Origin of the sequence: Streptomyces sp. AHA2, assembly GCF_036857595.1 — a bacterium.
Classification (GTDB): Bacteria; Actinomycetota; Actinomycetes; order Streptomycetales; family Streptomycetaceae; genus Streptomyces.
Window position 1 is genome coordinate 295064 of sequence record NZ_JAUQWJ010000001.1, and the last position, 22741, is coordinate 317804.

At 73.6% G+C, this 22741-nt stretch carries 22 protein-coding genes and 1 pseudogene; 16 read left to right on the forward strand and 7 right to left on the reverse strand.

Annotated features, from left to right (window positions below):
- Window positions 1-83 precede the first annotated feature (83 nt).
- The gene (locus tag Q5694_RS01375) at window positions 84-1346 is read left to right on the forward strand and encodes a glucuronyl hydrolase (RefSeq protein ID WP_333930082.1); all 1263 of its coding nucleotides are present in this window, start codon (window positions 84-86) and stop codon (window positions 1344-1346) included.
- Between the two features lie 56 nt (window positions 1347-1402).
- Here the strand turns inward: Q5694_RS01375 and Q5694_RS01380 are convergent, their stop codons facing one another.
- The 3 genes from Q5694_RS01380 to Q5694_RS01390 all read right to left on the reverse strand — a co-directional run bounded on the left by Q5694_RS01380 (window position 1403) and on the right by Q5694_RS01390 (window position 5084).
- Complete coding sequence (locus tag Q5694_RS01380; RefSeq protein WP_333930083.1) at window positions 1403-2680, reverse strand: alginate lyase family protein; 1278 nt, start codon at window positions 2678-2680, stop codon at window positions 1403-1405.
- Between the two features lie 288 nt (window positions 2681-2968).
- Window positions 2969-3148, reverse strand: coding sequence for a hypothetical protein (locus Q5694_RS01385; RefSeq protein ID WP_333930084.1), 180 nt, complete (start codon window positions 3146-3148; stop codon window positions 2969-2971).
- A 259-nt stretch (window positions 3149-3407) separates the two neighbouring features.
- The gene (locus Q5694_RS01390; protein ID WP_333930085.1) at window positions 3408-5084 is read right to left on the reverse strand and encodes an NAD-dependent malic enzyme; all 1677 of its coding nucleotides are present in this window, start codon (window positions 5082-5084) and stop codon (window positions 3408-3410) included.
- A 169-nt stretch (window positions 5085-5253) separates the two neighbouring features.
- Here Q5694_RS01390 and Q5694_RS01395 point away from each other — a divergent pair, with 169 nt between their 5' ends.
- Entirely contained in the window at window positions 5254-5724 is a 471-nt protein-coding gene (locus Q5694_RS01395) for a DUF6069 family protein (protein WP_333930086.1), read from the forward strand.
- Window positions 5725-5801: 77 nt separating this feature from the next.
- Here the strand turns inward: Q5694_RS01395 and Q5694_RS01400 are convergent, their stop codons facing one another.
- From Q5694_RS01400 to paaI, 3 genes are all read right to left on the reverse strand, one after another.
- The gene (locus tag Q5694_RS01400) at window positions 5802-7544 is read right to left on the reverse strand and encodes an enoyl-CoA hydratase-related protein (RefSeq protein WP_333930087.1); all 1743 of its coding nucleotides are present in this window, start codon (window positions 7542-7544) and stop codon (window positions 5802-5804) included.
- Between the two features lie 253 nt (window positions 7545-7797).
- Complete coding sequence (gene paaK, locus Q5694_RS01405) at window positions 7798-9156, reverse strand: phenylacetate--CoA ligase PaaK (RefSeq protein ID WP_333930088.1); 1359 nt, start codon at window positions 9154-9156, stop codon at window positions 7798-7800.
- 9 nt (window positions 9157-9165) lie between these two features.
- Window positions 9166-9543, reverse strand: coding sequence for a hydroxyphenylacetyl-CoA thioesterase PaaI (paaI, locus tag Q5694_RS01410; RefSeq protein WP_333930552.1), 378 nt, complete (start codon window positions 9541-9543; stop codon window positions 9166-9168).
- A gap of 196 nt (window positions 9544-9739) precedes the next feature.
- Between paaI and paaA the strand changes: the two genes are divergently transcribed.
- The 7 genes from paaA (at window position 9740) to Q5694_RS01445 (ending at window position 16168) form a co-directional block, all read left to right on the forward strand.
- A complete protein-coding gene (gene paaA, locus Q5694_RS01415; RefSeq protein ID WP_333930089.1) occupies window positions 9740-10726 on the forward strand; it encodes a 1,2-phenylacetyl-CoA epoxidase subunit PaaA in 987 nt (328 codons plus the stop codon).
- The gene (gene paaB / locus Q5694_RS01420; RefSeq protein WP_333930090.1) at window positions 10723-11016 is read left to right on the forward strand and encodes a 1,2-phenylacetyl-CoA epoxidase subunit PaaB; all 294 of its coding nucleotides are present in this window, start codon (window positions 10723-10725) and stop codon (window positions 11014-11016) included. Before paaA ends, paaB begins: the two co-directional genes overlap by 4 nt.
- Before the next feature lie 10 nt (window positions 11017-11026).
- Window positions 11027-11854 (forward strand): 1,2-phenylacetyl-CoA epoxidase subunit PaaC, encoded by an 828-nt coding sequence (paaC, locus tag Q5694_RS01425; protein WP_333930091.1) that lies wholly within the window; start codon window positions 11027-11029, stop codon window positions 11852-11854.
- Window positions 11848-12363, forward strand: a complete 516-nt coding sequence (gene paaD / locus Q5694_RS01430) for a 1,2-phenylacetyl-CoA epoxidase subunit PaaD (protein WP_333930092.1) — start codon at window positions 11848-11850, stop codon at window positions 12361-12363. The genes paaC and paaD overlap by 7 nt, the downstream gene beginning before the upstream one ends.
- Window positions 12363-13478, forward strand: coding sequence for a 1,2-phenylacetyl-CoA epoxidase subunit PaaE (paaE, locus tag Q5694_RS01435; protein WP_333930093.1), 1116 nt, complete (start codon window positions 12363-12365; stop codon window positions 13476-13478). The genes paaD and paaE overlap by 1 nt, the downstream gene beginning before the upstream one ends.
- A 130-nt stretch (window positions 13479-13608) precedes the next feature.
- Window positions 13609-15576 (forward strand): heavy metal translocating P-type ATPase, encoded by a 1968-nt coding sequence (locus Q5694_RS01440; protein ID WP_333930094.1) that lies wholly within the window; start codon window positions 13609-13611, stop codon window positions 15574-15576.
- Window positions 15577-15766: 190 nt separating this feature from the next.
- Complete coding sequence (locus Q5694_RS01445) at window positions 15767-16168, forward strand: SseB family protein (protein WP_333930095.1); 402 nt, start codon at window positions 15767-15769, stop codon at window positions 16166-16168.
- A 27-nt stretch (window positions 16169-16195) separates the two neighbouring features.
- Here Q5694_RS01445 and Q5694_RS01450 read toward each other — a convergent pair whose 3' ends face one another.
- Window positions 16196-16585 (reverse strand): MarR family winged helix-turn-helix transcriptional regulator, encoded by a 390-nt coding sequence (locus Q5694_RS01450; protein ID WP_333930096.1) that lies wholly within the window; start codon window positions 16583-16585, stop codon window positions 16196-16198.
- Window positions 16586-17000: 415 nt separating this feature from the next.
- On the opposite strand from Q5694_RS01450, the gene Q5694_RS01455 reads away from it, so the two are divergent.
- The 7 genes and pseudogenes from Q5694_RS01455 to Q5694_RS01485 all read left to right on the forward strand — a co-directional run bounded on the left by Q5694_RS01455 (window position 17001) and on the right by Q5694_RS01485 (window position 22658).
- Complete coding sequence (locus Q5694_RS01455) at window positions 17001-17258, forward strand: ArsR/SmtB family transcription factor (RefSeq protein WP_333930097.1); 258 nt, start codon at window positions 17001-17003, stop codon at window positions 17256-17258.
- A gap of 219 nt (window positions 17259-17477) precedes the next feature.
- Window positions 17478-17903: pseudogene (crcB, locus tag Q5694_RS01460) on the forward strand (fluoride efflux transporter CrcB); the annotation flags it as partial.
- A gap of 158 nt (window positions 17904-18061) precedes the next feature.
- A complete protein-coding gene (gene crcB / locus Q5694_RS01465) occupies window positions 18062-18409 on the forward strand; it encodes a fluoride efflux transporter CrcB (RefSeq protein ID WP_333930098.1) in 348 nt (115 codons plus the stop codon).
- Between the two features lie 75 nt (window positions 18410-18484).
- Window positions 18485-19321 (forward strand): undecaprenyl-diphosphate phosphatase, encoded by an 837-nt coding sequence (locus tag Q5694_RS01470; protein WP_333930099.1) that lies wholly within the window; start codon window positions 18485-18487, stop codon window positions 19319-19321.
- A 168-nt stretch (window positions 19322-19489) separates the two neighbouring features.
- Window positions 19490-20170 carry a FadR/GntR family transcriptional regulator gene (locus Q5694_RS01475; protein WP_333930553.1) on the forward strand — a complete coding sequence of 227 codons (681 nt, stop codon included), beginning with the start codon at window positions 19490-19492 and terminating at the stop codon, window positions 20168-20170.
- Entirely contained in the window at window positions 20167-21609 is a 1443-nt protein-coding gene (locus tag Q5694_RS01480; protein WP_333930100.1) for an amino acid permease, read from the forward strand. The genes Q5694_RS01475 and Q5694_RS01480 overlap by 4 nt, the downstream gene beginning before the upstream one ends.
- Before the next feature lie 32 nt (window positions 21610-21641).
- A complete protein-coding gene (locus Q5694_RS01485) occupies window positions 21642-22658 on the forward strand; it encodes an asparaginase (RefSeq protein WP_333930554.1) in 1017 nt (338 codons plus the stop codon).
- The last annotated feature ends 83 nt before the right edge of the window (window positions 22659-22741 follow it).

Below are 22741 nucleotides of genomic sequence, written 5' to 3' on the forward strand. Positions count from 1 at the left end.
TCTCAGGTGGGTGTACAGGCCGCCCCCGGTCGTGCGACGCTCGGTCAACTCCGTTCCCACGCCCCACAGTTGGAGGGATCCACATGCGTGTCTCCCGTCGTGCCGTGCTGTCCGCTGCGGCCGGTGCCGCGGCACTGTCCGCCGCCCCGCCGGCCGCGGCGGCCCCGGGTCCCCGCGACGCCGCCGCCGCGGCCCCGGCCCCGGCCGCCGGCAGGGTGCTCGCACCGACCCTGCGCCGGCTCCGTGAGGCCGCCGACTACGCCGTCGAGAAACTGCGCGTCGTCGCCCCGAAGGTCACCGCCTTCCCCGTCGGCACCAGGTTCGAGAAGTGGGTCCACTCGCCGGACGGCGACTGGGTCGGCGGCTTCTGGCCGGGCACGCTCTGGATGGCCTGGCTGCACAGCGGCGACGACACCTTCCGCACCCTGGCCCAGGACTCGGCGCGCAGGCTCGCCCCGCGCCAGTACGACACCGGCACGCACGACCTCGGTTTCCTGTTCTACCCCTCCTGGGTCACCGCCTGGCGGCTGACGGGCGACGAGGCGTGGCGGACGGGCGCCCTGCGCGCCGCCGACTCGCTGACCCGGCGGTACAACCCCCGCGGCCGCTTCATCAGGGCCTGGGGCGCGCTCGACAGCCCCGGCAACGCCGGCCGCGTCATCATCGACACGATGATGAACCTGGACCTGCTGGCCTTCGCGAGCGGCCAGACCGGCGACGGGAAGTACCTGGACATCGCCGTCGAGCACGCGAGAACCACCCGGCGGTACTTCCCGCGGCCGGACGGTTCGACCCCGCACGTGTACGACTTCGACCCCGGCACCGGCGCCCCGATCGGGCCGGACACGGTCCAGGGCTACAGCCCGTCGTCCTGCTGGTCGCGCGGGCAGGCGTGGGGGCTGTACGGGTTCACCACCATGTACCGCAGGACCGGCGAGCGGGACTTCCTCACCACCGCGCGCAGCCTCGCCGACTTCGCGATCGGGGCGCTCACCCCGGACCACGTCCCGGTGTGGGACTACCGTGCGCCGCAGCAGCCGCACGACGTCAAGGACGCGTCCGCCGGAGCCGTCATGGCGTGCGGGCTCCTCGACCTCGCCGCCGTGACCGGTCAGGGGGCCTACCGCGACGTGGCGCTGCGGCTGCTCACCGCCCTGTCGGAGACGTGCCTGACGCGGAACTCGGCCCGGGCGGAGGCGGTGGTCGCCCGCTGCACCCGCAACCGCCCGGCCGAGGACGGCGTCGAGATCTCCCTGCCGTACGCCGACTACTACCTGCTCGAAGGCATCCTGCGGGTGCTGCGGCCGCGGGACGTCGGCCGGGCGATCGACCTCTCCACGGTCTGACCGGTTCCCGTGCGGCCGCACGGCCGCGGCGGGACCGGCCGGACCGCCCTTCCCGCTCAGTCAGCGATCGAGTCGAGCTGTTCCGCCGCCGGGCGCAACGCCCACAGGTCACCGCCCGGCGGCTCCTCCAGCGACGCGACGGCCCGGCGCGCCCGCGGGTCCCCGGCGTCGGCGGCCGCGTGCACGACATCGGTGGCCGCGAAGCGGTGGAACTCCAGCTCCGGGTGCGGCCAGTCGGCGGCCCCCGTCGCGGCGGGCAGCAGATAGCCCACCGCCTTGAACAGGCTCCGGCCCTCCGGACCCCGGTACGCCCACAGGTCCACACCGACCCGGCGGCCGATCGCGGCCAGCCTGGTGTGCGCGACCAGCGTGAACGTCGAGTAGTGCCAGCTTCTGGTCCGGGCCAGTTCCTGGGGCTGGCCGCCGTCGGGCGCGATCTGGGCGGCGACGCGCTTGCCCCGGGCGTCGAGCACCGTGCGCCGGGCCAGGGCCTCGTCACCGGTGGCGTGGGCCAGCCCGGCGAGCAGCATGTCGTAGAAGGTGCCGTGGTTGTTGGTGGCGGCCGCCTCCTGTCTGCCGAAGTCGCCGTCGCGCAGCCAGCCGAGGAAGTCGGTGTTCCAGCGGCTCATGGCGCTGCGGTCCTGCCGGGTCCAGCCCGGGGCACCGGTCTCCAGCAGGGCCAGCGCGTCGAGCACGCTGGTGTAGGACTGGGAGAAGTCGATGATGCCGATGGCACGGCCGTCGTACTTGCACGGGATGAACTGCGCGTGGTCGAGGTTCGGGTTCATCCGGGTCGACGGGTCGACGAACCAGGTGCGCAGCACCTGCCCGGCCTTGAGGGCGTAGCGGCGCTCACCGGTGTAGTACCAGGCCAGGGACAGGTCGTAGGCGGAGTCGAAGGTCTTCTCCAGGTCCTGGCGGTCCGTGCCGGTGTCGACCTCGGGGTTGCGCCGGCCGTCGCGCTGCACGTACGGACAGCCCCAGGGGTTGCCCGCGGTGGGTGTCGTGGTGGGCCACCAGTACGGGGCCTGGCTGAGGTAGTCGTGGACGTCGCCGCCCGGGGCGGGGCGCGGCTTGTCGACGACGGTCCAGGGGCCCTGGCCCAGCCACTTGTCGGCGCGTGCCCGCAACGCCCTCACCGCCTGACGGAGCCGGGGATCGCCGTGCCGGAGGCGGGATCTCGTGTGTTCGAGGCGGGTGCCGTCCAGGACCGTCGTGCGGGGGACGCGTTCGGTGTGTGCCGCGTCCGGCCGGGCCGAGGCGGCGGGGACGGCGCCCGTGAGGATCGCCGCCAGTGCCAGCGCGAGGACCCCCGCGCGTCTTGGTGCGCCCATCGCATGCACTCCTTGTCTGTCCATGAGTATGAACAACGTTCACGACTGTGACGGCGTGAGCATGGCACGGCGGTCCCGGTGCCGGGAAGAGGGGTGCAGGGGATCGGTGGCCGCCGGGCCCGCCTGTCACAAACCGGCGCCCCGTCCTGTCTCCGTGGTGAGTCAGCACTTCGGCGCGCCGCCCAGAGGGAGGCGGGAGTCCGCCGCCGGAGTGGGCCGGGTGCCCGGCTACGGCTAACGCGAGACCAAGGTCGCCCAGGAGAACGCCGTGCGCGACAGCGGCGTGCCCTACAGCCTGGTCCGTGCCGCGCAGTTCTTCGAGTTCGTGGCGCCGGTGATGGACATGTCCACGCAGGGCACCGAGGTACGGCTGCCGTCCACGCGGCTGCGGCCCAGCGCCTCCGCCGACGTCGCCGCGGCCGTCGCCGAGGCGGCGCAGGGCGAACCGTCCCACGGCGTCCGCGACATCGCCGGCCCCGAGGTGTACGGCCTCGACCGGCTCGGTGAACTGACCCTGGCGGTGAAGCCGGACGGCCGCACCGTCGTGACGGACGAGGAGGCCGGCCCGTTCGCGGGCATGCCGGACGTGCTCACCGGTGACGACGACGCGCACCTCGCGGGCACCCGCTACGAGGAGTGGCTGAAGCGGAACTGGCCGGCGCCCTACGGGCGGCGGCCCTCCTGCCTCAGACAGTACGGTCCCGGCGGTCCGCTCACCCGGTGGGGCTCAGTCCGCGTAGCGGGGTGTCCACTGGGCCCGGGCGATCGCCTCGCGCAGCGCGTCCTCGGTCGCCCGCGGGGCCACCCCGTCCTCGACGGCGGCGAGGGCCGCGGCCAGCGCGATCTCGCGGGCGGAGTCCCGCATGCCGGCCAGGGGCGGCAGCAGCGGCACGGGGCCGTTGGACCCGTCCGCCGCCCGCACGGCGCACTCGGCGACGGCCCGGGCCGCCGCCACCAGCATCCGGTCGGTGACCCGGGTGGCCCGGCTCGCGGTGACCGCCAGACCCATGGCCGGGAAGACGTACACGTTGTTCGACTGGGCCACCGGCACCCGGTGCCCGTCCACGGTCAGGGGCGGGAACGGCGAACCGGTGGCGATCAGCGCCCGCCCGTCCGTCCAGCGGGTCAGGTCGGCGGGTTCGGCCTCGGAGTGCGAGGTGGGGTTGGACAGCGGGAAGATCACGGGCCGCTCGCAGCCGGCCGCCATGCCGCGCACGATCTCCTCGCTGAACGCGCCGTGCGCCGTGGACAGCCCGATCAGCGCCGTGGGTCCGACGCGGCGCACCACTTCGGCGAGGGAGGTACCGTCCCAGCCGGCCACCTCGCCGTCGTCACGCGCGAACACCCGCTGCTGAGGGGTCAGTTCGGGCCGGGACCGGACGAGCAGGCCGTCGACGTCGAGGATCCAGAACCGCGCCGTGGCCTCCTGCTGCGACAGACCCTCGTCGGTCATCGCCGTACGGATCATGTCGGCGACGCCGATCGCGGCCGATCCCGCGCCCAGGATCACCACGCGCTGCTCGGCCAGTGGCGTACCGGCCACGTCGGCGGCGGTGGACAGGGCGCCGAGGGTGACCGCCGCGGTGCCCTGGATGTCGTCGTTGAAGGTGAGCAACCGGTCCCGGTAGCGCTCCAGGATCGGGTGCGCGTGGGCCGTGGCGAAGTCCTCCCACTGCAGCAGCGTCCCCGGCAGCTCCGCCTCCACCGCCGACACGAACGCCTCGATCATCTCGTCGTACTCGGCGCCGGTCAGCCGGCGGGCGCGCCGGCCCAGGTAACGCGGGTTGTCCAGCAGGTCCTCGTTGTCCGTGCCGACGTCCAGCAGGACCGGCAGTGTGCGCGCGGGGTGGATGCCACCGATCGCCGTGTAGAGGCTGAGCTTGCCGATCGGGATGCCCATGCCGCCGACACCCTGGTCGCCCAGACCGAGGATGCGCTGCCCGTCGGTGACCACGACGACGTCGACGTCGTGGCCGTGGTGGGGGCGGTTGCGCAGGATGTCCCGGAAGCGGTGCCGGTCCTCCCAGGTGAGGAACAGCCCGCGCGGGCGCCGGTAGATCTCGCTGAACCGCCGGCAGGCCTCGCCCACCGTCGGGGTGTAGACGACCGGCAGCAGCTCCTCCAGGTGCTCGGTGACCAGGCGGTAGAACAGCACCTCGTTGGTGTCCTGCAACTGCCGCAGGTAGATGTGCCGGTTGAGGGGCTTGTCGTAGCCGTGGAACGCCTCGTAGGCCCGGGCGACCTGCTCGTCCAGGCTCTCCACGGCGGGCGGCAGCAGGCCGTCCAGCCCGAGGGCCTCGCGCTCGCGGCGGGTGAAGGCGGTGCCCTTGTTGACCAGCGGGTCGGCCAGTGTGGTGACGGCGGGGCTGGTGGTCGGGCGGGGGAGGTTCTTCGGCTGGTCCATGCCGGACGCCTTCCCGCGCCGGCCCGCCTTCGTGCGGTGACGTGTGCCATCCGGATGAACGGGCACGCCGGCGAACTCGTCCCGCGCGCACCGATGAGTTCCGGCGGACCGGGCCGTCCACCCCTGCGCATGGCTCACCGAGCCCCGACCCCCGGCAGGAGACAGTGACATGACGGTGACGACCTCTCAGACCCCGTCCGCGCGGAGTCGTTCCGCGAGCGACCCCGGCCGTCCGGCCGCCCGTCCCGTGTGGCTCGCCGGACTCCTGGCGACGCTCGCGGGAGCCGTCGTGACCGAGGTGTTCGCGCTGGCCGCCCGCGCCGCCGGCGTCCCCATGGAGGCGGCGAGCCCGGGCGCGAAGGAGGCGGCCCCGATCCCGGTCGGCGGCTTCTTCGGCGGAGTGGTGTTCTGGTCGGTCGCGGGCGTCGTCCTCGCGGTCGCACTCGCCCGCTGGGCCCGGCGGCCCGCCCGTACGTTCACGGTGGCCACCGTCGCGCTCACCGTCCTGTCCCTCGCCGGACCGGCCGTCGCGCCCCACACGGCCGTGTCCACCCAGGTGGTTCTGGCCGTGTCCCATCTGCTGGCCGCCGCGGTGATCATCCCGCCGCTGGCCCGGCGGCTGTCCCGCGTGTGCCGGTGACGGCCCGGCCCCTGCCCGCACCGGCCCGTCGTCTGCGCCGACGGGCCGTCGGCCGTGCCCGCGCCGGCCGGGCCGCGTCACGCGGCCGCGCCCGCCAGAGGCCGGGCCGAACCGGCCGGGACCTTGCGCACGAAGGCGGAGCGCAGCGCGTGGTAGGGAGCCTGCGGGTCGAAGAAGACGGCCCGCATGCGGGCCAGTTCGGCCCGCCGGTACTCGGCCAGGGGCCGCTGGAGCTCGTCCGCGTGACGCGCCGTGGCCTTCGCGGTGATCCGGCGGGCGATGCCGCCGTCGGCCGCCACCTCGGCGGCCAGCCGCTCCACCTCCGCGCCGAACTCCCCGGCCGTCACCGGCACCAGTCGGTCGACCAGGCCCATCCGCTCGGCCGACACCGCGCTCACCGGCAGCGCCTCGCTCGTCAGCCGCTGCGCCGTCTCGGTCCCCACCCGGCGCGGCAGGGAGTACGTCCAGTACTCCGCGCCGTACAGGCCCACGGTCCGGTAGTGCGGGTTCAGGACACCGCCCGTGCGGCACCAGACCTCGTCGGCGGCCAGCGCCAGCATCAGCCCACCGGCCGCCGCGTTGCCCCCGAGAGCCGCGACCACCAGCCGGTCGGTGGTGCGCAGCACGGCTTCGACCAGGTCGTTCAGGGCGGTCAGGTTGGCCCAGGACTCGCCCGCCGGGTCGCCCGCCGCCTCGATGACGTTCAGGTGGATGCCGTTGGAGAAGAAGTCCCGGGCGCCGCCGAGCACCAGCACGGAGGTGGGACGGGTCAGCGCGTACCGGTAGGCGGCGAGCAGCCTGCGGCAGTGGACGGTGCTCATCGCCCCGCCCGGGAAGGAGAAGGACAGGAAGCCCACGTCGCCCTGCTGGCGGTAGCGGATGTCCGTCCAGGTCGTGCGGTCCGCGGGCAGTTCCAGCCGGGCGGCGATCTCCGGCAGCCAGTACGGCCGGTCGTTCGCGCCGGGCATGCCCGGGCCGCTGTCGGGCGGCACGGGGAAGCCGGCGAGCACCGAGGCCGCGGGGCGGCGGAACGGCGCCGGATCGCCGGAGCTCTTGCGGGGGCGCAGTTCCGGGATCCACACGGCGCCGTCCCGGGTCGCCCGGCACAGGGCGCCGGCCCGGGTCGCCAGCAGCTCCCCGGGCCGCCCGCGCAGCCGGTCCTCGGGGTGCCCGCCGTGCAGGAACACCTCGCGCCCGCACAGTTCGTCCAGGACGCCCGGCTGCGAGTCGGCGGCCCGCAGGGCGCGCAGGACCGTTTCGGTGTCGTCGTTCTCCCAGTCCAGGCGCCGCTGCTCCTGGCGGAGGACGTCCCGCCGGACCACCTGGATCCCCGGGTCGCTCTGGGGCCGCGGCTTGAACGCGCCGTCGGCGTAGCGCCGTACGGCCTGCAGGACGGCCGCCGCGGCGGCGTCGGACAGCTCGTTGCGGTACACGTCGCTCTTGGCGGTCGGCGGCACGGTGAACGAACCGTCGGCCCAGATGTCGCCCGCGTCCATCGCGGCCCCGGCCTGGAGCACCGTCACGCCCCATTCGCGGACGCCCTCGGCGACGGCGTGGTCCAGCGACGAGGGCCCGCGGTCGCCGGGCGGTCCGGGGTGGACGACCAGGCAGGTGTGCTCCTGCCAGATGTCCTCCGGCAGGGCGGACGTCAGCATCGGGGCGACGATCAGCTCCGGGCGGAACTCGTGCACGGCGGCCCGGACCGCGTCGGCGCCGTGCGAGGCGAGGACGACGTCCAGACGGTGGCCCTGGTCCGACAGTTCGGCGTACACACGCTGGGACAGGCTGTTGAACGCGCTGGCGACGAGCAAGATGTCCATGACATGGCATGGTGGCCGGTCAGGGGAGGGCCGAGAAGGACCCTTGCGGCGTTTCGCGCCTTTGTTCCGTCTCCGCCCGCTCGGGCACCGCTTGCGTGCGTATCGGTGTCCACCTTCCGCGCGCTCGTCCTGGTCGCCGCCGGCCGCTCCCGACCGCCGGGTCCGTCGCTCCCGCACCTGCCCTCGGGCAGCCCGCCCGCCTGCTCCCTGCGCTACCTGCTGCCCGCGCAGGTTGCGCAGGCGCTCCGCGGGCCTACTCCTCGCGCAGGTCCCTGACCCGCTTGAGCTTGCCGACGGACCGCTCCAGGGTCTCCGGCTCCACGATCGTCACGTCGACCGTGACGCCCACGCCGTCCTTGACGTCCTTGGCGATCGCCCGCGCCGCCGCCTCGCGCGACGCCGGCGGTGTGCCGGGCCGGCTCTCGACCCGGACGGCCATGTGGTCCATGCGGCCGCGGCGGGTCAGCTGGATCTGGAAGTGCGGCGCGACACCGGGGGTGCGCAGCACGATCTCCTCGATCTGGCTCGGGAAGACGTTCACCCCGCGCAGGATGATCATGTCGTCGCAGCGCCCGGTGATCTTCTGGATGCGGCGGAAGGCGGGCCGTGCCGTGCCGGGCAGCAGCCGGGTCAGATCGCGGGTGCGGTAGCGGACGACCGGCAGGGCCTCCTTGGTCAGCGAGGTGAAGACCAGCTCGCCCTCCTCGCCCTCGGGCAGCACCTCGCCGGTGACCGGGTCGACCACCTCCGGGTAGAAGTGGTCCTCCCACACGTGCAGGCCGTCCTTGGTCTCCACGCACTCCTGGGCGACGCCCGGGCCGATCACCTCGGACAGCCCGTAGATGTCCACGGCGTGGATGTCCGTCCGCTCCTCGATCTCCCGGCGCATCTCCTCCGTCCACGGCTCCGCGCCGAAGATGCCGACGCGCAGACTGCCGGCCCGCGGATCGAGGCCCTGCCGCTCGAACTCGTCCAGCAGGGTGAGCATGTAGGACGGGGTGACCATGATGATCTCGGGCCGGAAGTCCTGGATGATCTGCACCTGACGGGCGGTCATGCCGCCGGAGGCCGGGATCACCAGGCAGCCGGCGCGCTCCGCGCCGTAGTGGGCGCCGAGACCGCCGGTGAACAGCCCGTAGCCGTAGGAGATGTGCACCTTGTGCCCCGGGCGGCCGCCGGCAGCGCGGATCGACCGGGCCACCAGGTCCGACCACATCGACAGGTCGTTCTCGGTGTAGCCGACCACCGTGGGGCGGCCGGTGGTGCCGCTGGAGGCGTGCACGCGCCGCACCCGGTCCATGGGGACGGCGAACATGCCGAACGGGTAGGTGTCCCGCAGGTCGGCCTTGGTGGTGAAGGGGAAGCGGGCCAGGTCCTCCAGCGAGCGGCAGTCCTCGGGACGCACCCCCGCCGCGTCGAACTTCTCGCGGTACGTCTCGACGTTGTCGTACGCGTGCCGCAGGCTCCGGCGCAGCCGCTCCAGCTGGAGCGCGCGCAGCTCCTCACGGGTGAGGCGTTCCGCCTCGTCCAGCAGGGCCCGGGGGAGGGGTTCGCCGCGTCGCGGGCCGGCCGCGGCCGGGGCGTCCGGCGTGGTCTGCGTCTGACTGGTCATGCCGCCTCCTCAGGACCTCGTGCTGCGGATGCTGCGGCTGCGGCCCCGGAACTCGGCCACCACCTCGTCGTCCCTCAGGACCGTCACGTCGTACAGGCCGCTGCGGCCGTACCGGGTGCGTTCCTCCGCCCTCGCCACCAGGACGTCGCCCTCGTGCGCCGGGGCGACGAACGAGATGTCCGCCCCCGCCGCGACGGTCACCGGGCCGTGGCTGTTGCAGGCGCAGGCGAACGCCGTGTCGGCGAGCAGGAAGACGTACCCGCCGTGCGCGATGCCGTGGCCGTTCACCATCGACCCGGTCACGGTCATGCGCAGCACCGCGGTGCCCACGCCCTGTTCCAGCACGTCGATCCCCAGGCCCCGGGAGGCCCGGTCCGCGGCGAACATGGCCTCCGCGGGCGTCGTCGCGTCAGCGCTTCCGGTCACTTCTCGCACCACCTTGTAGCCCGACCGACCATTCGGTTAGCTTGGCGCTGCCAAGTAACCAAGCCGCCACGACGCCTGTCAAGGGCCAGGGTCTTACCAAGGGGCGCCACCTTGGCTAGCATGGACCGAACGAATGGTCGGTTGGGAAGTGGGACGGATGGACACGACACACTCCAGCCCCGCGGGGGCGGACGGCGCCGAGCCGGTTCTCCAGCAGCACTTCGAGGCGACGATCGCGCGGGACCAGCGCATCGAGCCGCGCGACTGGATGCCCGAGGGCTACCGGAAGACACTGGTCCGCCAGATCGCGCAGCACGCGCACTCCGAGATCATCGGCATGCAGCCCGAGGGCGAGTGGATCACCCGGGCGCCGTCGCTGCGCCGCAAGGCCATCCTGTTCGCCAAGGTCCAGGACGAGGCCGGGCACGGGCTGTACCTGTACTCGGCGGCGGAGACGCTGGGCGCCGACCGCGCCGATCTGACCGAGCGGCTCATCGAAGGCCGCCAGAAATACTCCTCGATCTTCAACTACCCGACGCTGAGCTTCGCCGACGTCGGCGTGATCGGCTGGTTCGTGGACGGCGCGGCGATCTGCAACCAGGTGCCGCTGTGCCGCTCGTCGTACGGGCCGTACGCGCGCGCCATGGTGCGGATCTGCAAGGAGGAGTCGTTCCACCAGCGGCAGGGCTACGAGCTGCTCATGACGATGATGCGCGGCACCGCCGAGCAGCGCGAGATGGTCCAGGACGCGGTGAACCGCTGGTGGTGGCCGTCGCTGATGATGTTCGGCCCGCCCGACGACGCCTCGCCCAACTCGGCCCGGTCCATGGCCTGGAAGATCAAGCGGCACAGCAACGACGAACTGCGCCAGCGCTTCGTCGACATGACCGTCCCGCAGGCCGAGAAGCTCGGCGTGACGCTCCCGGACCCGGAGCTGCGCTGGAACGAGGAGCGCGGACACCACGACTTCGGCACGCCCGACTGGGACGAGCTGATGCGGGTCATCAAGGGTGACGGACCGTGCAACGAGCAGCGCGTGACCCGGCGCCGCACGGCCCACGAGGAGGGCGCCTGGGTGCGTGAGGCGGCCACCGCCCACGCCGCGAAGCAGGCGTCCCGGACGCGGAAGGGAGCGGTGGCATGACCGCCGGCAAGCAGGACTGGCCGCTGTACGAGGTGTTCGTGCGCGGCAAGCGCGGCCTGAACCACGTCCACGTGGGCTCGCTGCACGCGGCCGACGACCGCATGGCCCTCACCCACGCCCGCGACCTCTACACCCGCCGCAACGAGGGCGTGTCCCTCTGGGTCGTGCGCTCGGAGCACATCGCCGCCTCCACGCGCGACGAGAAGGACCCCTTCTTCGAGCCCAGCGCCGACAAGGTCTACCGCCACCCGACCTTCTACGACATCCCCGACGACGTCCCGCACATCTGAAGGAGAGGGCATGAGCGACGACCACGTCTACCTGACCCTCGCCGAGGGACACGAGGACGACACCCGCTGGGCCTACGGCACCGGCTTCGAGGACCCCCTGCACGGCGTCGACACCACCGTCCCCGACGGCGTCGACCCCGCCGAACTGGCGGACCTCTGCGTCACGTCGGCCGACGACGCCCTGGTCACGGCCCAGCGGCTCGCCGAGTGGACCACCCGCGCCCCCGAGCTGGAGGAGGAGGTGGCCCTCGCCAACATCGGCCTGGACCTGCTCGGCCAGGCCCGCCTGCTCTACTCCCGCGCGGGCCAGGTCGACGGCACCGGCCGCGACGAGGACGCCTTCGCCTACTTCCGCGACGCCGGCGACTTCCGCAACGTACGCCTGGCCGAACTGCCCAACGGGGACTTCGCGTTCTCCATCGTGCGGCTGCTGGTGTTCTCCAGCTGGCGCCTCGCGCACTTCGAGCGGCTCACCGGCCACCGCGACCCGGTGCTCGCGGCGATCGCCGCCAAGGGCGTGAAGGAACTGGCCTACCACCGGCAGTACGCAGCGGAGTGGGCCGTGCGTCTCGGCGACGGCACCGAGGAGTCGCACCGGCGGATGCGCAAGGCGCAGGAACAGGTGGCGCCCTACCTGGGCGAGTTGTTCACGGCGTACGACGTGCGCGACGAGGTCGTCACCGTCCTGCGCCAGGTCACCGAGGCGGCCGGACTGCCGATGCCGGTCTACCGGCCGCTGCCCGGCTCGGGCCGCGCCGGCGAGCACACCGAGCATCTGGCGCCGCTGCTGGCCGAGTTGCAGAGCGTGGCCCGGGCGCACCCGGAGGCGACATGGTGACCACGCTGCTCGACGCCCGGCGGGCACGGCGGATCGCCGAGCGCGTGCCCGACCCGGAGCTGCCCATGCTCACGCTGGCCGACCTCGGCGTGCTGCGCGAGGTGTCGCTCACCGAGGACGGCACGGTCGTCGCGAGCCTGACCCCCACCTACTCGGGCTGCCCGGCCATGGCGGAGATGCGTGCCGGGGTGGCCGCCCGGCTGCGCGACGCCGGGTACGCGCGCGTGCAGATCCGTACCGTCCTGGACCCGCCGTGGACCAGTGACTGGATCACGGACGAGGGCCGCCGCAAGCTCGCCGAGCACGGCATCGCCCCGCCCGGTGCCGCCCCCGTGCGCGCCGCCGGTCCGGTGCCGCTGGTGCTGTCGCCGACCCGCCGCTCGGTGCCCTGCCCCCGCTGCGGCAGCGCCGACACCGAGGAGACCTCCCGCTTCGCCGCCACCTCGTGCAAGGCCCTGTGGCGCTGTCTCGCCTGCCGCGAGCCGTTCGAGTACCTCAAGGAGATCTGATGGAGGACCTGATGGAGCCGGCCCCCGCCCCGGCGGCACGCGCGCGTGCCCGCCGACGCCCGGTCTTCCACGCCCTGCGGGTCGCCGCCGTGCAGCCGCTGTGCGAGGACGCGGCAGCCGTCAGCTTCGACATCCCGGCCGGGCTGGCCGAGGAGTTCGCGTTCGCGCCCGGCCAGTCGCTCACCCTGCGGCGGGAGATCGACGGCCGTGACGAACGCCGCTCCTACTCCATCTGCTCGCCCGCCGGCACGGCGCCGCGCATCGGTGTCCGGGTCGTCCCCGGCGGCCTGTTCTCCGCCTGGCTGGTGCACGAGGTGCGCCCCGGCGACCTGGTCGAGGTGATGGCGCCCACCGGCGCCTTCACCCCGGACCTCACCGTCCCCGGCCACCACGTCCTGATCGCCGCCGGTTCCGGCATCACGCCCATGGTCTCCATCGCCGAATCGGTCCTGGCCGCCGACTCCCGCTCGCGCGTCACCCTCCTCTACGGCAACCGCCGCACCGGCACGGTGATGTTCGCCGACGAACTGGCCGACCTGAAGGACCTCTACCCGACGCGCTTCCAGCTGGCCCACGTCCTGTCCCGCGAGCCCCGCGAGGCCGAGGTGCTCTCCGGGCGCCTGGACGCCGAACGGCTTTCCGCTCTCGTCGGCGCGCTGGTCGACGCCGAGTCCGCCGACCACTGGTGGCTGTGCGGCCCGCACGGCATGGTCCGCTCCGCCCAGCGGGTGCTGACCGGTCTCGGCGTCCCCGCCGACCGCGTCCACCAGGAGCTGTTCTACGCCGGCGACGAACCCGTTCGCGAGGTGCGCCACACCGAGGCGGGTCCCTCCGGCCCGGTCAGCCAGGTCACCATCACCCTGGACGGCCGCTCCACCACATCCGCCCTGCCCCGCGAACGCACCATCCTGGAAGGCGCCCAGCAGACCCGGCCCGATCTGCCCTTCGCCTGCAAGGGCGGCGTCTGCGGCACCTGCCGGGCGCAGGTGACCGACGGCAAGGCGGACATGCGCCGCAACTTCGCCCTGGAGCCCGCCGAGGTCGACGCGGGCTACGTCCTCACCTGCCAGTCGTTCCCGGTCTCGGACGAGCTGACGGTGGACTTCGACACCTGAGCCGTGCGCGCGGCGGCGGTCTCCACCGGAAGGCCGGCGACCGCCGCCGACGGCTCATGAAGGTATGAATGAGTCTTCATGTGTTCCTGTAAGGTGAGGGAGCCACGCGCCCCCGCCCGAAGGACCCCTCATGACCTCCACCCTCACGCCGCGGCCGGCCGAGCGGGCCGAGCCCGCACGCGCCGGGAGCGGACCCCGGCGGCGCACCCGTCTCCTCGCGCTGCCCGAAGCCCGCTGGGCCGCGGCGGCCACCGTCTGCTTCCTGCTCGCGCTGCCCCTGCAGCTGACCGGCACGCCCGCCTGGGCCTGGGGGCCGCTGTACGCGCTGGCGTACGTCACCGGCGGCTGGGAGCCGGGCTGGGAAGGGCTCAAGGCGCTGAAGGAGCGCACCCTGGACGTCGACCTGCTGATGGTCGTCGCCGCCCTGGGCGCGGCCTCCATCGGGCAGGTCATGGACGGCGCCCTCCTCATCGTCATCTTCGCCACCTCCGGCGCCCTGGAGGCGCTGGCCACGGCCCGGACCGCGGACTCCGTCCGCGGACTGCTCGACCTGGCCCCCGCCACCGCGACCCGGATCGCCCCCGACGGCGCCGAAGACACCGTGCCCGTGGCGGAGCTGTCGGTCGGCGACACCGTCCTCGTCCGTCCGGGCGAGCGCGTCGGAGCCGACGGCACGGTCCTCGACGGGGCCGGCGAGGTGGACCAGGCCACTATCACCGGTGAACCGCTGCCCGTGGCGAAGGGCCGGGGGGACGAGGTGTTCGCCGGCACCCTCAACGGCACGGGCGCCCTGCGGATCCGGGTCGAGCGCGACGCGTCCGACTCGGTCATCGCCCGGATCGTCCGCATGGTGCAGGAGGCGTCCGAGACCAAGGCGCCCACGCAACTGTTCATCGAGAAAGTCGAACAGCGCTACTCGCTGGGCATGGTGGCCGCCACCCTGGCCGTCTTCCTGGTGCCCCTGGCCTTCGGCGAGCAGCTCACCGACGCGCTGCTGCGCGCCATGACGTTCATGATCGTGGCGTCTCCGTGCGCGGTCGTCCTGGCCACCATGCCGCCCCTGCTGTCCGCCATCGCCAACGCCGGACGGCACGGCGTGCTGGTGAAGTCCGCCGTGGTCATGGAGCGGCTCGGACAGGTGGACGCGGTCGCGCTCGACAAGACCGGCACGCTCACCGAGGGCAGTCCGCGCGTCACCGAGATCCGCGCACTGCCCGGATCCGGTCTCGGCGAGGGGGAGCTGCTCGCCCTGGCCGCGGCCGCCGAGCAGCCCAGTGAGCACCCGCTGGCCCGGGCGGTCGTCGCGGCCGCCCGCGACCGCGGCCTGGACGTGCCCGGCGCCCGCGACTTCACCTCCGCGCCCGGCATCGGAGTGACCGCCGTCGTCGACGGCCGTACGGTCGCCGTCGGCGCGCCCGCGCGCCTGGCGGACACGGCGGCCGCGACGGCCGCGGAACTGGAGGAGTCCGGCCGTACCGCCGTACTGGTCGTCGTCGACGGCGTTCCCGCCGGGCTGCTCGGCATCGCCGACCGGCTGCGCCCCGACGCCGCCGGCACGGTCGCCTCCCTCACCGCGCTCACCGGTACCGCGCCGATGCTGCTCACCGGCGACAACGCCCGGGCCGCCGCGCGGGTCGCCGCGGAGTCCGGCATCGGCGACGTGCGCGCGGGGTTGCTGCCGCAGGACAAACTGACCGCCGTCCGGGAACTGGAGCGGGCCGGACGCCGCGTGCTGGTCGTCGGGGACGGCGTCAACGACGCACCGGCCCTGGCCGCCGCCCACACGGGGGTCGCCATGGGCCGGGCCGGATCCGACCTGGCCCTCGAGACCGCCGACGCCGTGATCGTGCGCGACGAACTCGCCGCCGTCCCCGCCGTCGTCGCCCTGTCCCGCCGCGCACGCCGGCTGGTCGTGCAGAACCTCGTCATCGCCGGGGTGTTCATCGCGGGGCTCGTCGTCTGGGACCTCGCCGGTGACCTGCCGCTGCCGCTGGGCGTCGCCGGCCACGAGGGATCCACGGTCCTGGTCGGCCTCAACGGCCTGCGGCTGCTCAGGGAATCCGCCTGGCGCCGCGCCGCGGCCGGAGGGCGGGAGTAGGGGCGGCGGCTGCGGGCTTGGGCTCGCGCCACCTGTGCCCGGCCTTCGCGAGCAGCCGCCGGCGGGGCCCCCGAACTCTCGAGATCCGTAAGGATTGCCCCGGAACCCTTCGGGTACGCGAGCAGGAACGCGCCCGGGGCGGATCATGTCCCGGGCGGGACGCACGACCGCCGCTACCAGGGAATCTGCCATGGAGACACCTGCAAACGACCCCACGCCCACGCCCGCCCAGCGGGCTCTGGACGTCCTCGCCGAGAACACGGAGGACGCGGCGGCTCTGGACGCGCTCGCCAACAGCGACGTGCTCATCCCCGTGCCCGACGACGCGACCGACGGCGACGCCGCCAACCCCTCGGCGGTGGCACTGCCCGTGCTGGAACAGCCGGGCGGCGAGCCCGTGGTGCCCGTGTTCACCTCCGAGATGGAGATGGCCGGGCTGCTGCCGTTCGTGTCCCGCTACCGTCTGGTGCCGCTCGGCGCCCTGGCCGCACAATGGCCGGCCGACGACCTGTCGCTCACCATCGACGGCAGTTCGGAGCACCGCCTGACGCTCACCTCGGAGGGAGTGCGCACCCTGCTGGCACGCCCGTAGGGCGGCCGGTCCGTCCGGGCCCGGGCACTACTCGCCCAGGGTCCGGGCCAGTGCGGCCCGCTGCAGCGGCAGCACCTCGGCGTGCAGGGCACGCCCCTTGTCCGTCAGGGACACCCACACCCCGCGCCGGTCCTCCATGCACACGGACCGCGTCACCAGCCCGTCCTTCTCCAGCCGGGCGATCAGCCGGGACAGCGCGCTCTGGCTGAGATGGACCCGGCCCACCAGGTTCTGCACCCGGCACTGCTCGCCCTCCTCGGGCGTCGCGGCCGCGAGCATGTCCAGCACCTCGAAGTCGGACGCGCCGAGTCCGTGCGGATGCAGCGCCCGGTCGATCTCGCACATCGTGCGCGCGTGCGCCGACAGGATGTCCCGCCACCGTTCCTCGAGCCGCACACCGGTCGTTGTCGCTGCCATGGATGCACGGTAACACCGGTCGGCCCGTTCCATGAGTGTGCATGCAGTGCTCGCGCACGGCCCGGAGACGGCCCGGAGGCCGGGCACCTGGAGCGGTCCCGGCCGGCCCGCGCCCAGGGCCGCGGCTTCCCGGGGTCGCGCACCACCCCGATCCCCGCGACGAGCCCGGCGTCGCGACGTCCGGGCCGAGCGGGCCGGTCCCGGTGCGGCGCCGGCAGTCCCCCGACGCGGCGCCGCCGGTCCGGACCCGGCAGGGCCCGGCAGGTGTAGCCGCGGGCACGCCTGATCACGAACTCCGCACCCCGCCACGGCGGTTCGGTATCGGTCAACGATGGCGAGTGCCGGACACGGCCGTTGCCGCTGCGAGACAGTGGGAGGGCGCGGCGAGGACGTAGCCGCGAGGCAGGGGCACGACATGCTGAGGACTCCCACGGACGAGACACGGCTGCGCATCCTGGCCTGGCTCAAGGAGCCCGGACCCGCCGCCGGCGGGGTCACCGCGGAGGCCGTCGCCGAGCGGTTCTCGCTGGCACCGCCGGTCGCCGTCACCCACCTGCGGCTGCTGGAGGCCACGGGCCTGCTGCGCTCGGTACGGGCCGCCGGCGTCGTGCGCTACCACCGCGACGACATGCGGATCGCCGAGGTGGCGCGGATGTTCGAGAAGGGCTGGTGAGGCTCCTGCGGGCGGCCCGCCCTCGACGTGACCCGGTTGCGCGGACGGGGTTAACCTGAACGCGGCCGCGGGCGTCCGCCCCGGCGCGGCGGTGGGGCCCGCCGTACCCGAACCGCGGCATCGACGCCGCCAACGGTCCCTACTTGCGACGGCACGCGCCCGCACACCCAGGGCCCCGGCGAGTAGGAGACGCACACCGTGACAGCCCCGCAGAAGCCCCTGAGCCGCCGGGCCCCCTCCGGCCGCCCGTCCCCTCGGCTCGCCCGGACGCCCGCGGTCGTCGGGGCCGTGGCGCTGGGCGGGGCGGCGGGCGCCGCCGCCCGGTACGCGGCGTCCCTGGCCCGGCCCTCGCCGCCGGGAGCCTTCCCCTGGACGACGCTCTGGGTGAACGTCGCGGGCTGCGCCGTGATCGGGGTCTTCATGGTGCTGGTCACCGAGATCCGGACGGCCCACCCGCTCGTGCGCCCCTTCTTCGGCACCGGCGTCCTCGGCGGCTTCACCACCTTCTCGACCTATGCCGTGGACGTCCAGAAGCTGTTCGACGGCGGCCGGGCGGCGAGCGGACTCGCCTACCTCGCGGCGACCCCGCTCGCCGCCCTCGCGGCGGTGTGGCTCGCCGCGGCGGCGACCCGCTCGGCTGCGAAGGCGGCGACCCGCTCCGCCCGCCCCGACGGGGAGGCGGCCACGACGGCATCGCAGGCCCCTCCACCAGGGCTCGTCGCCCCCGGCGAGTGCGAGGTGATCCGGCACGACGGAGACGGGGACGGCCGCGGCGCACCGGACGCGAAGGGTGAGAAGTCGTCGTGAACTTGCTGCTGGTCGTCTGCGGCGCGATGGTCGGCGCCCCGCTGCGCTACCTCACCGACCGGGCGGTCCAGGCCCGGCACGACTCCGGCTTCCCCTGGGGCACCTTCACGGTGAACATCACGGGCTGCCTGGTCCTCGGACTGCTCACCGGAGCCGGCGCCCAACTGCAGCTCCTGCTGGGTACCGGCCTGTGCGGGGCGCTGACGACGTACTCGACGTTCTCCTACGAGACGCTGCGCCTGGCGGAGACCGGGGCGCGGCTGCAGGCGGCGCTCAACGTGGCCGCGAGTGTGTCGGCCGGTGTGGCCGCGGCCTTCGCGGGGGCGGCGCTGGTGCGTCCGTGAGGCGCCTTGCCATGATCCGTTCTCACCCGGGTGCGGTAGGACGGGCTCCTCCACCCCCGAGCAGAACCGGATCCCATGAGCGTCATCAGCATCGGTCAGGCCGTCGTCCTCGGAGCCGTCGAAGGGGTGACCGAGTTCCTGCCCGTCTCCTCGACCGGTCACCTGAAGATCGTCGAGGGGCTCATGGGCATCCCCGTGGACGACGACGCCGTGGTCGGCTTCTCGGCCGTCGTCCAGGTCGGCGCCATCGCCGCCGTGCTCGTGTACTTCGCCGAGGACATCGTGCGGATCGCCGCCGCCTGGGGGAGGGGTCTGCGCGACCCCGAGCAGCGGTACCACCACGACTACAGGTTCGCCTGGTGGGTCGTCTTCGCGACCCTCCCGGTCGTCGCCGTCGGGCTCGCCGCCGAGCCGCTCCTCAAGGGGCCGCTCGCCTCGCTGTGGGTCGTGGCCGGCTCGCTGATCGCGGGCAGCGGCGTGATGTGGGCGGCGGACCGGGCGGGCCGCCACAAGCGCGGCGAGGACGACACCGGCCTCAGGGACGCCATGCTCGTCGGCGGCTCGCAGATCCTCGCCCTGCTCTTCCCCGGCTTCTCCCGCTCCGGCGCCACGATGTCCACGGCGCTGCTCCTCGACCTGGACCGGGTCGCCGCCACGCGGCTCTCCTTCTTCCTCGGCATCCCGGCCCTGACCGGTGCCGGCCTGTACGAGCTGAAGGACGCCCTGGGCACGGGTGTGGGCGCGGCCCCCCTCGCCGTGGGCACGGCCGTGTCGTTCGCCGTGGCGTACGCGTCCATCGCCTGGCTGCTGAAGTTCGTCGCCAAGCACTCCTTCAACGCCTTCGTGGTCTACCGGATCGTCGTGGGCGTGCTGCTGTTCGGCCTGCTCGGGACGGGTGTGCTGAGCAGCTGAGCGCCGGCCGCCGCGCGCCGACCGCGGCACCGGGGCGAGGAGCACCCGGGTGACCGCGGGGCAGCGCGGGCCGGCTCTTGACAGCGCGAGCCGTCGGCCCGGAGTATCTCTCCCGTGAACCTGTCAGACAGCCGGACAGCCGGACAGCCCGTGCGGCGCGTCAGCGCCATGGAAGCGGTGCTGGCACACCTTCGGGGTGCCATCGAACGGGGCGAGTACGCCATCGGCGACAAGCTGCCCTCCGAGGCCGAGCTGTGCCGCACCCTCGAGGTCTCCCGGCCCGTGCTGCGCGAGGCGCTCCGGGCCCTGCAGACCATGGGCCTGACCGTCTCCCGCACCGGCAAGGGCACCTTCGTCGTCGCCAGCGCCGTCGAGGACCCGACCTTCGGCGACTACTCGGCCAGCGACCTGATGGAGGTGCGCCGCCACGTGGAGATCCCCGTCGCCGGCTACGCGGCCCTGCGCCGCACCCCCGAGAACCTGGACCACCTGGCCCATCTGATGGACCGGATGGAGCGGGAGACGGACACCACCGCCTGGGTCGCGATGGACACGCTGTTCCACCTCGCCGTCGCCGAGGCGGCGCAGAACCCGGTCTTCCGGCGGGTCATCGAGGAGATCCGGGACGCGCTGGCCCGCCAGTCGGCCTTCCTCAACGAACTGGGCGGCCGCCGCGAGCAGTCCAACCGCGAGCACCGCGCGATCGTCGAGGCGCTGACCGACGGCAGCGAGGACGACGCGGTCGCGGCCATGGCCCACCACCTCGACCGCGTCGAGACGACCCTCACCGACATCGTGCGCCCACCGCGCACGCAGGACGCCCCCACGGAAGGCGGAGCCGAGCGTTGAGCGAGCAGTCCCTGCACGACGAGGTGCAGAAACGTTCCAGCCATGTCGACGCCGGTGACGCCGGGTACAGCAAGTCCCTGAAGTCCCGGCACGTCAACATGATCGCCATCGGCGGCGCCATCGGCACGGGCCTCTTCCTCGGCGCCGGCGGCCGCCTCGCCGACGCCGGCCCCTCCCTCTTCATCGCCTACGCGGTCTGCGGACTGTTCGCCTTCCTCGTCGTGCGCGCTCTCGGCGAACTCGTGCTGTACCGGCCCTCCTCCGGCGCGTTCGTCTCCTACGCCCGCGAGTTCCTGGGGGAGAAGGGCGCCTACACCGCGGGCTGGATGTACTTCCTGAACTGGGCGACCACCGGCATCGCCGACATCACCGCCGTCGCCACGTACACCCACTACTGGGGCATGTTCTCCGACATCCCGCAGTGGGTGATCGCCCTGGTCGCGCTCGCCGTGGTGCTCACCGTGAACCTGATCTCCGTGAGGATCTTCGGCGAGCTGGAGTTCTGGTTCGCGATCGTCAAGGTGGGCGCCCTCGTCGTCTTCATGTGCATCGGCATCTTCCTGCTGGTCACCCAGCACCCCGTCGACGGCCACAGCCCGGGCCCGTCCCTGATCGGCGACCACGGCGGGCTCTTCCCGCACGGCCTGCTGCCCATGCTGCTGATCATCCAGGGCGTCGTGTTCGCCTACGCCTCCGTCGAGCTGGTCGGCGTCGCGGCCGGCGAGACCGAGAACCCCGAGAAGATCATGCCGAAGGCGATCAACTCGATCATGTGGCGCGTCGCCCTGTTCTACGTCGGCTCCGTCGTCCTGCTGTCGATGCTGCTGCCCTGGAACAGGTACACCGCCGGGGAGAGCCCCTTCGTCACGGTGCTGTCCAACATCGGGGTCCCGGCGGCCGGCGGCGTGATGAACCTGGTCGTCCTCACCGCCGCCATGTCCTCCCTCAACTCCGGCCTGTACTCCACCGGACGCATCCTGCGCTCCATGGCCATGGCCGGGTCCGCGCCGAAGTTCACCTCCGTGATGAGCCGCAGCCAGGTCCCCTACGGGGGCATCCTGCTCACCAGCGGCGTCTGCGTGCTCGGCGTCGGCCTCAACTTCGTCGTGCCCGCCGAGGCGTTCGAGATCGTGCTGAACTTCGCCGCCCTCGGCATCCTCGCCACCTGGGGCATGATCATGATCTGTCACCTCGTCTTCTGGCGGAAGACCCGCGAGGGCGAGCTGACCCGCCCGGGCTACCGGCTCCCGGGATCCCCCTGGACCGAGATCGTGACGCTGGCCTTCCTCGCCTCCGTCCTGGTCCTCATGTACGCCGACGGCGGCGCCGGACGCACCACCGTGCTGTGCCTGCCGCTGATCGCCGGGGCCCTGGTCGCCGGATGGTTCGCCGTCCGCGGCCGTATCGCCCGCACGTCCACCACCGGATCCGGCACGTGACCGGCGTGCCGTTCCACGAGAAGCAGGCAGTGATGTTCAGCAGTTCCCCCGCGGACGCACCCCTTGTCCGCGAACCCGCCCACGCCCCCGTCGCCCACGTCGTACGCGACGGGATCGTCGAAGGCGTCCACCACGGCTCCGTCGTCGTCCTCGACCCCGGCGGGAAGGCCACGCTCCGGATCGGAGACACGGAGGCCGCCTTCTACCCTCGCTCCGCGATCAAGCCCGTCCAGGCCGTCGCCATGGTGCGGGCCGGACTCCCGCTGGAAGGCGAGCTGCTGTCGCTGGCCGCGGCCAGCCACTCCGGCGAGGAACGCCACCTCGCCGGCGCCCGGCGCATCCTCGAACTCGCCGGACTCACCGAGGACCACCTGCGCAACGTCCCCGACATGCCCTTCGACCCGGCCGTCCGGGACGCCTGGGTGCGCGCGGGCCGGCTGCCCTCACGGCTCGCGCAGAACTGCTCCGGCAAGCACGCCGCCATGCTCTACACCTGCGCCCTCAACGGCTGGCCGCTGGAGACCTACCTCGACCCGGCCCACCCCCTCCAGCAGGCAGTCGCCGAGATCGTCGAGGACCTCACCGGGCAGCGCGTCGCCCGGGTGAGCGTCGACGGCTGCGGCGCGCCCCTGTTCGCCGTCTCCCTGCACGGACTGGCCCGGGCCACCGCCCGGATCGTCACGGCCGCCCCGGGCACGCCCGAGGCCCGCGTCGCCGACGCCATGCGCGAGCACGCCGAGATGGCCTCCGGCTCCGGCCGGGACGTCGCCGCACTGATGCGGGCCGTACCGGGGCTGTTGTCCAAGGACGGTTTCGAGGGCGTCCAGGTCGCCGCTCTGCCCGACGGGCGGGCCCTCGCCGTGAAGATCGCCGACGGGGCGAACCGGGCGCGTGTGCCGGTGACCGCCGCCGCATTGACCCGGGCGGGCGTCGACCCCGAGCTGCTCAAGGGGTTCGAGGGGGAGCCGCTGCTCGGGGGCGGGCGGGAGGTCGGGCGCGTGCGGCCCGTCCCCCTGCTCGAGTCTCCTGCCGGTGCCGCCCGCGCCTGAGCACCTGCCGGCCCCTCCGCCTGGCAGCCGCGCCGCAGCCGCGCGCGCAGTTCCCCGCGCCCCTGACGGGGCGCGCGTCCACC

Excerpts from the sequence above, each read along its gene's own strand:
- Q5694_RS01455 (WP_333930097.1), top strand. The coding sequence starts at position 17,001 with ATGCTGAGGACTCCCACGGACGAGACACGGCTGCGCATCCTGGCCTGG.
- Q5694_RS01390 (WP_333930085.1), bottom strand. The coding sequence starts at position 5,084 with ATGGACCAGCCGAAGAACCTCCCCCGCCCGACCACCAGCCCCGCCGTC.
- Q5694_RS01395 (WP_333930086.1), top strand. The coding sequence starts at position 5,254 with ATGACGGTGACGACCTCTCAGACCCCGTCCGCGCGGAGTCGTTCCGCG.
- Q5694_RS01450 (WP_333930096.1), bottom strand. The coding sequence starts at position 16,585 with ATGGCAGCGACAACGACCGGTGTGCGGCTCGAGGAACGGTGGCGGGAC.
- Q5694_RS01375 (WP_333930082.1), top strand. The coding sequence starts at position 84 with ATGCGTGTCTCCCGTCGTGCCGTGCTGTCCGCTGCGGCCGGTGCCGCG.
- paaD (WP_333930092.1), top strand. The coding sequence starts at position 11,848 with ATGGTGACCACGCTGCTCGACGCCCGGCGGGCACGGCGGATCGCCGAG.
- Q5694_RS01385 (WP_333930084.1), bottom strand. The coding sequence starts at position 3,148 with ATGTCGCGGACGCCGTGGGACGGTTCGCCCTGCGCCGCCTCGGCGACG.
- Q5694_RS01475 (WP_333930553.1), top strand. The coding sequence starts at position 19,490 with ATGGAAGCGGTGCTGGCACACCTTCGGGGTGCCATCGAACGGGGCGAG.
- paaI (WP_333930552.1), bottom strand. The coding sequence starts at position 9,543 with ATGTTCGCCGCGGACCGGGCCTCCCGGGGCCTGGGGATCGACGTGCTG.
- paaK (WP_333930088.1), bottom strand. The coding sequence starts at position 9,156 with ATGACCAGTCAGACGCAGACCACGCCGGACGCCCCGGCCGCGGCCGGC.
- Q5694_RS01400 (WP_333930087.1), bottom strand. The coding sequence starts at position 7,544 with ATGGACATCTTGCTCGTCGCCAGCGCGTTCAACAGCCTGTCCCAGCGT.
- paaE (WP_333930093.1), top strand. The coding sequence starts at position 12,363 with ATGGAGGACCTGATGGAGCCGGCCCCCGCCCCGGCGGCACGCGCGCGT.
- Q5694_RS01440 (WP_333930094.1), top strand. The coding sequence starts at position 13,609 with ATGACCTCCACCCTCACGCCGCGGCCGGCCGAGCGGGCCGAGCCCGCA.
- Q5694_RS01445 (WP_333930095.1), top strand. The coding sequence starts at position 15,767 with ATGGAGACACCTGCAAACGACCCCACGCCCACGCCCGCCCAGCGGGCT.
- Q5694_RS01485 (WP_333930554.1), top strand. The coding sequence starts at position 21,642 with ATGTTCAGCAGTTCCCCCGCGGACGCACCCCTTGTCCGCGAACCCGCC.
- Q5694_RS01470 (WP_333930099.1), top strand. The coding sequence starts at position 18,485 with ATGAGCGTCATCAGCATCGGTCAGGCCGTCGTCCTCGGAGCCGTCGAA.
- Q5694_RS01380 (WP_333930083.1), bottom strand. The coding sequence starts at position 2,680 with ATGGGCGCACCAAGACGCGCGGGGGTCCTCGCGCTGGCACTGGCGGCG.
- paaB (WP_333930090.1), top strand. The coding sequence starts at position 10,723 with ATGACCGCCGGCAAGCAGGACTGGCCGCTGTACGAGGTGTTCGTGCGC.
- paaA (WP_333930089.1), top strand. The coding sequence starts at position 9,740 with ATGGACACGACACACTCCAGCCCCGCGGGGGCGGACGGCGCCGAGCCG.
- paaC (WP_333930091.1), top strand. The coding sequence starts at position 11,027 with ATGAGCGACGACCACGTCTACCTGACCCTCGCCGAGGGACACGAGGAC.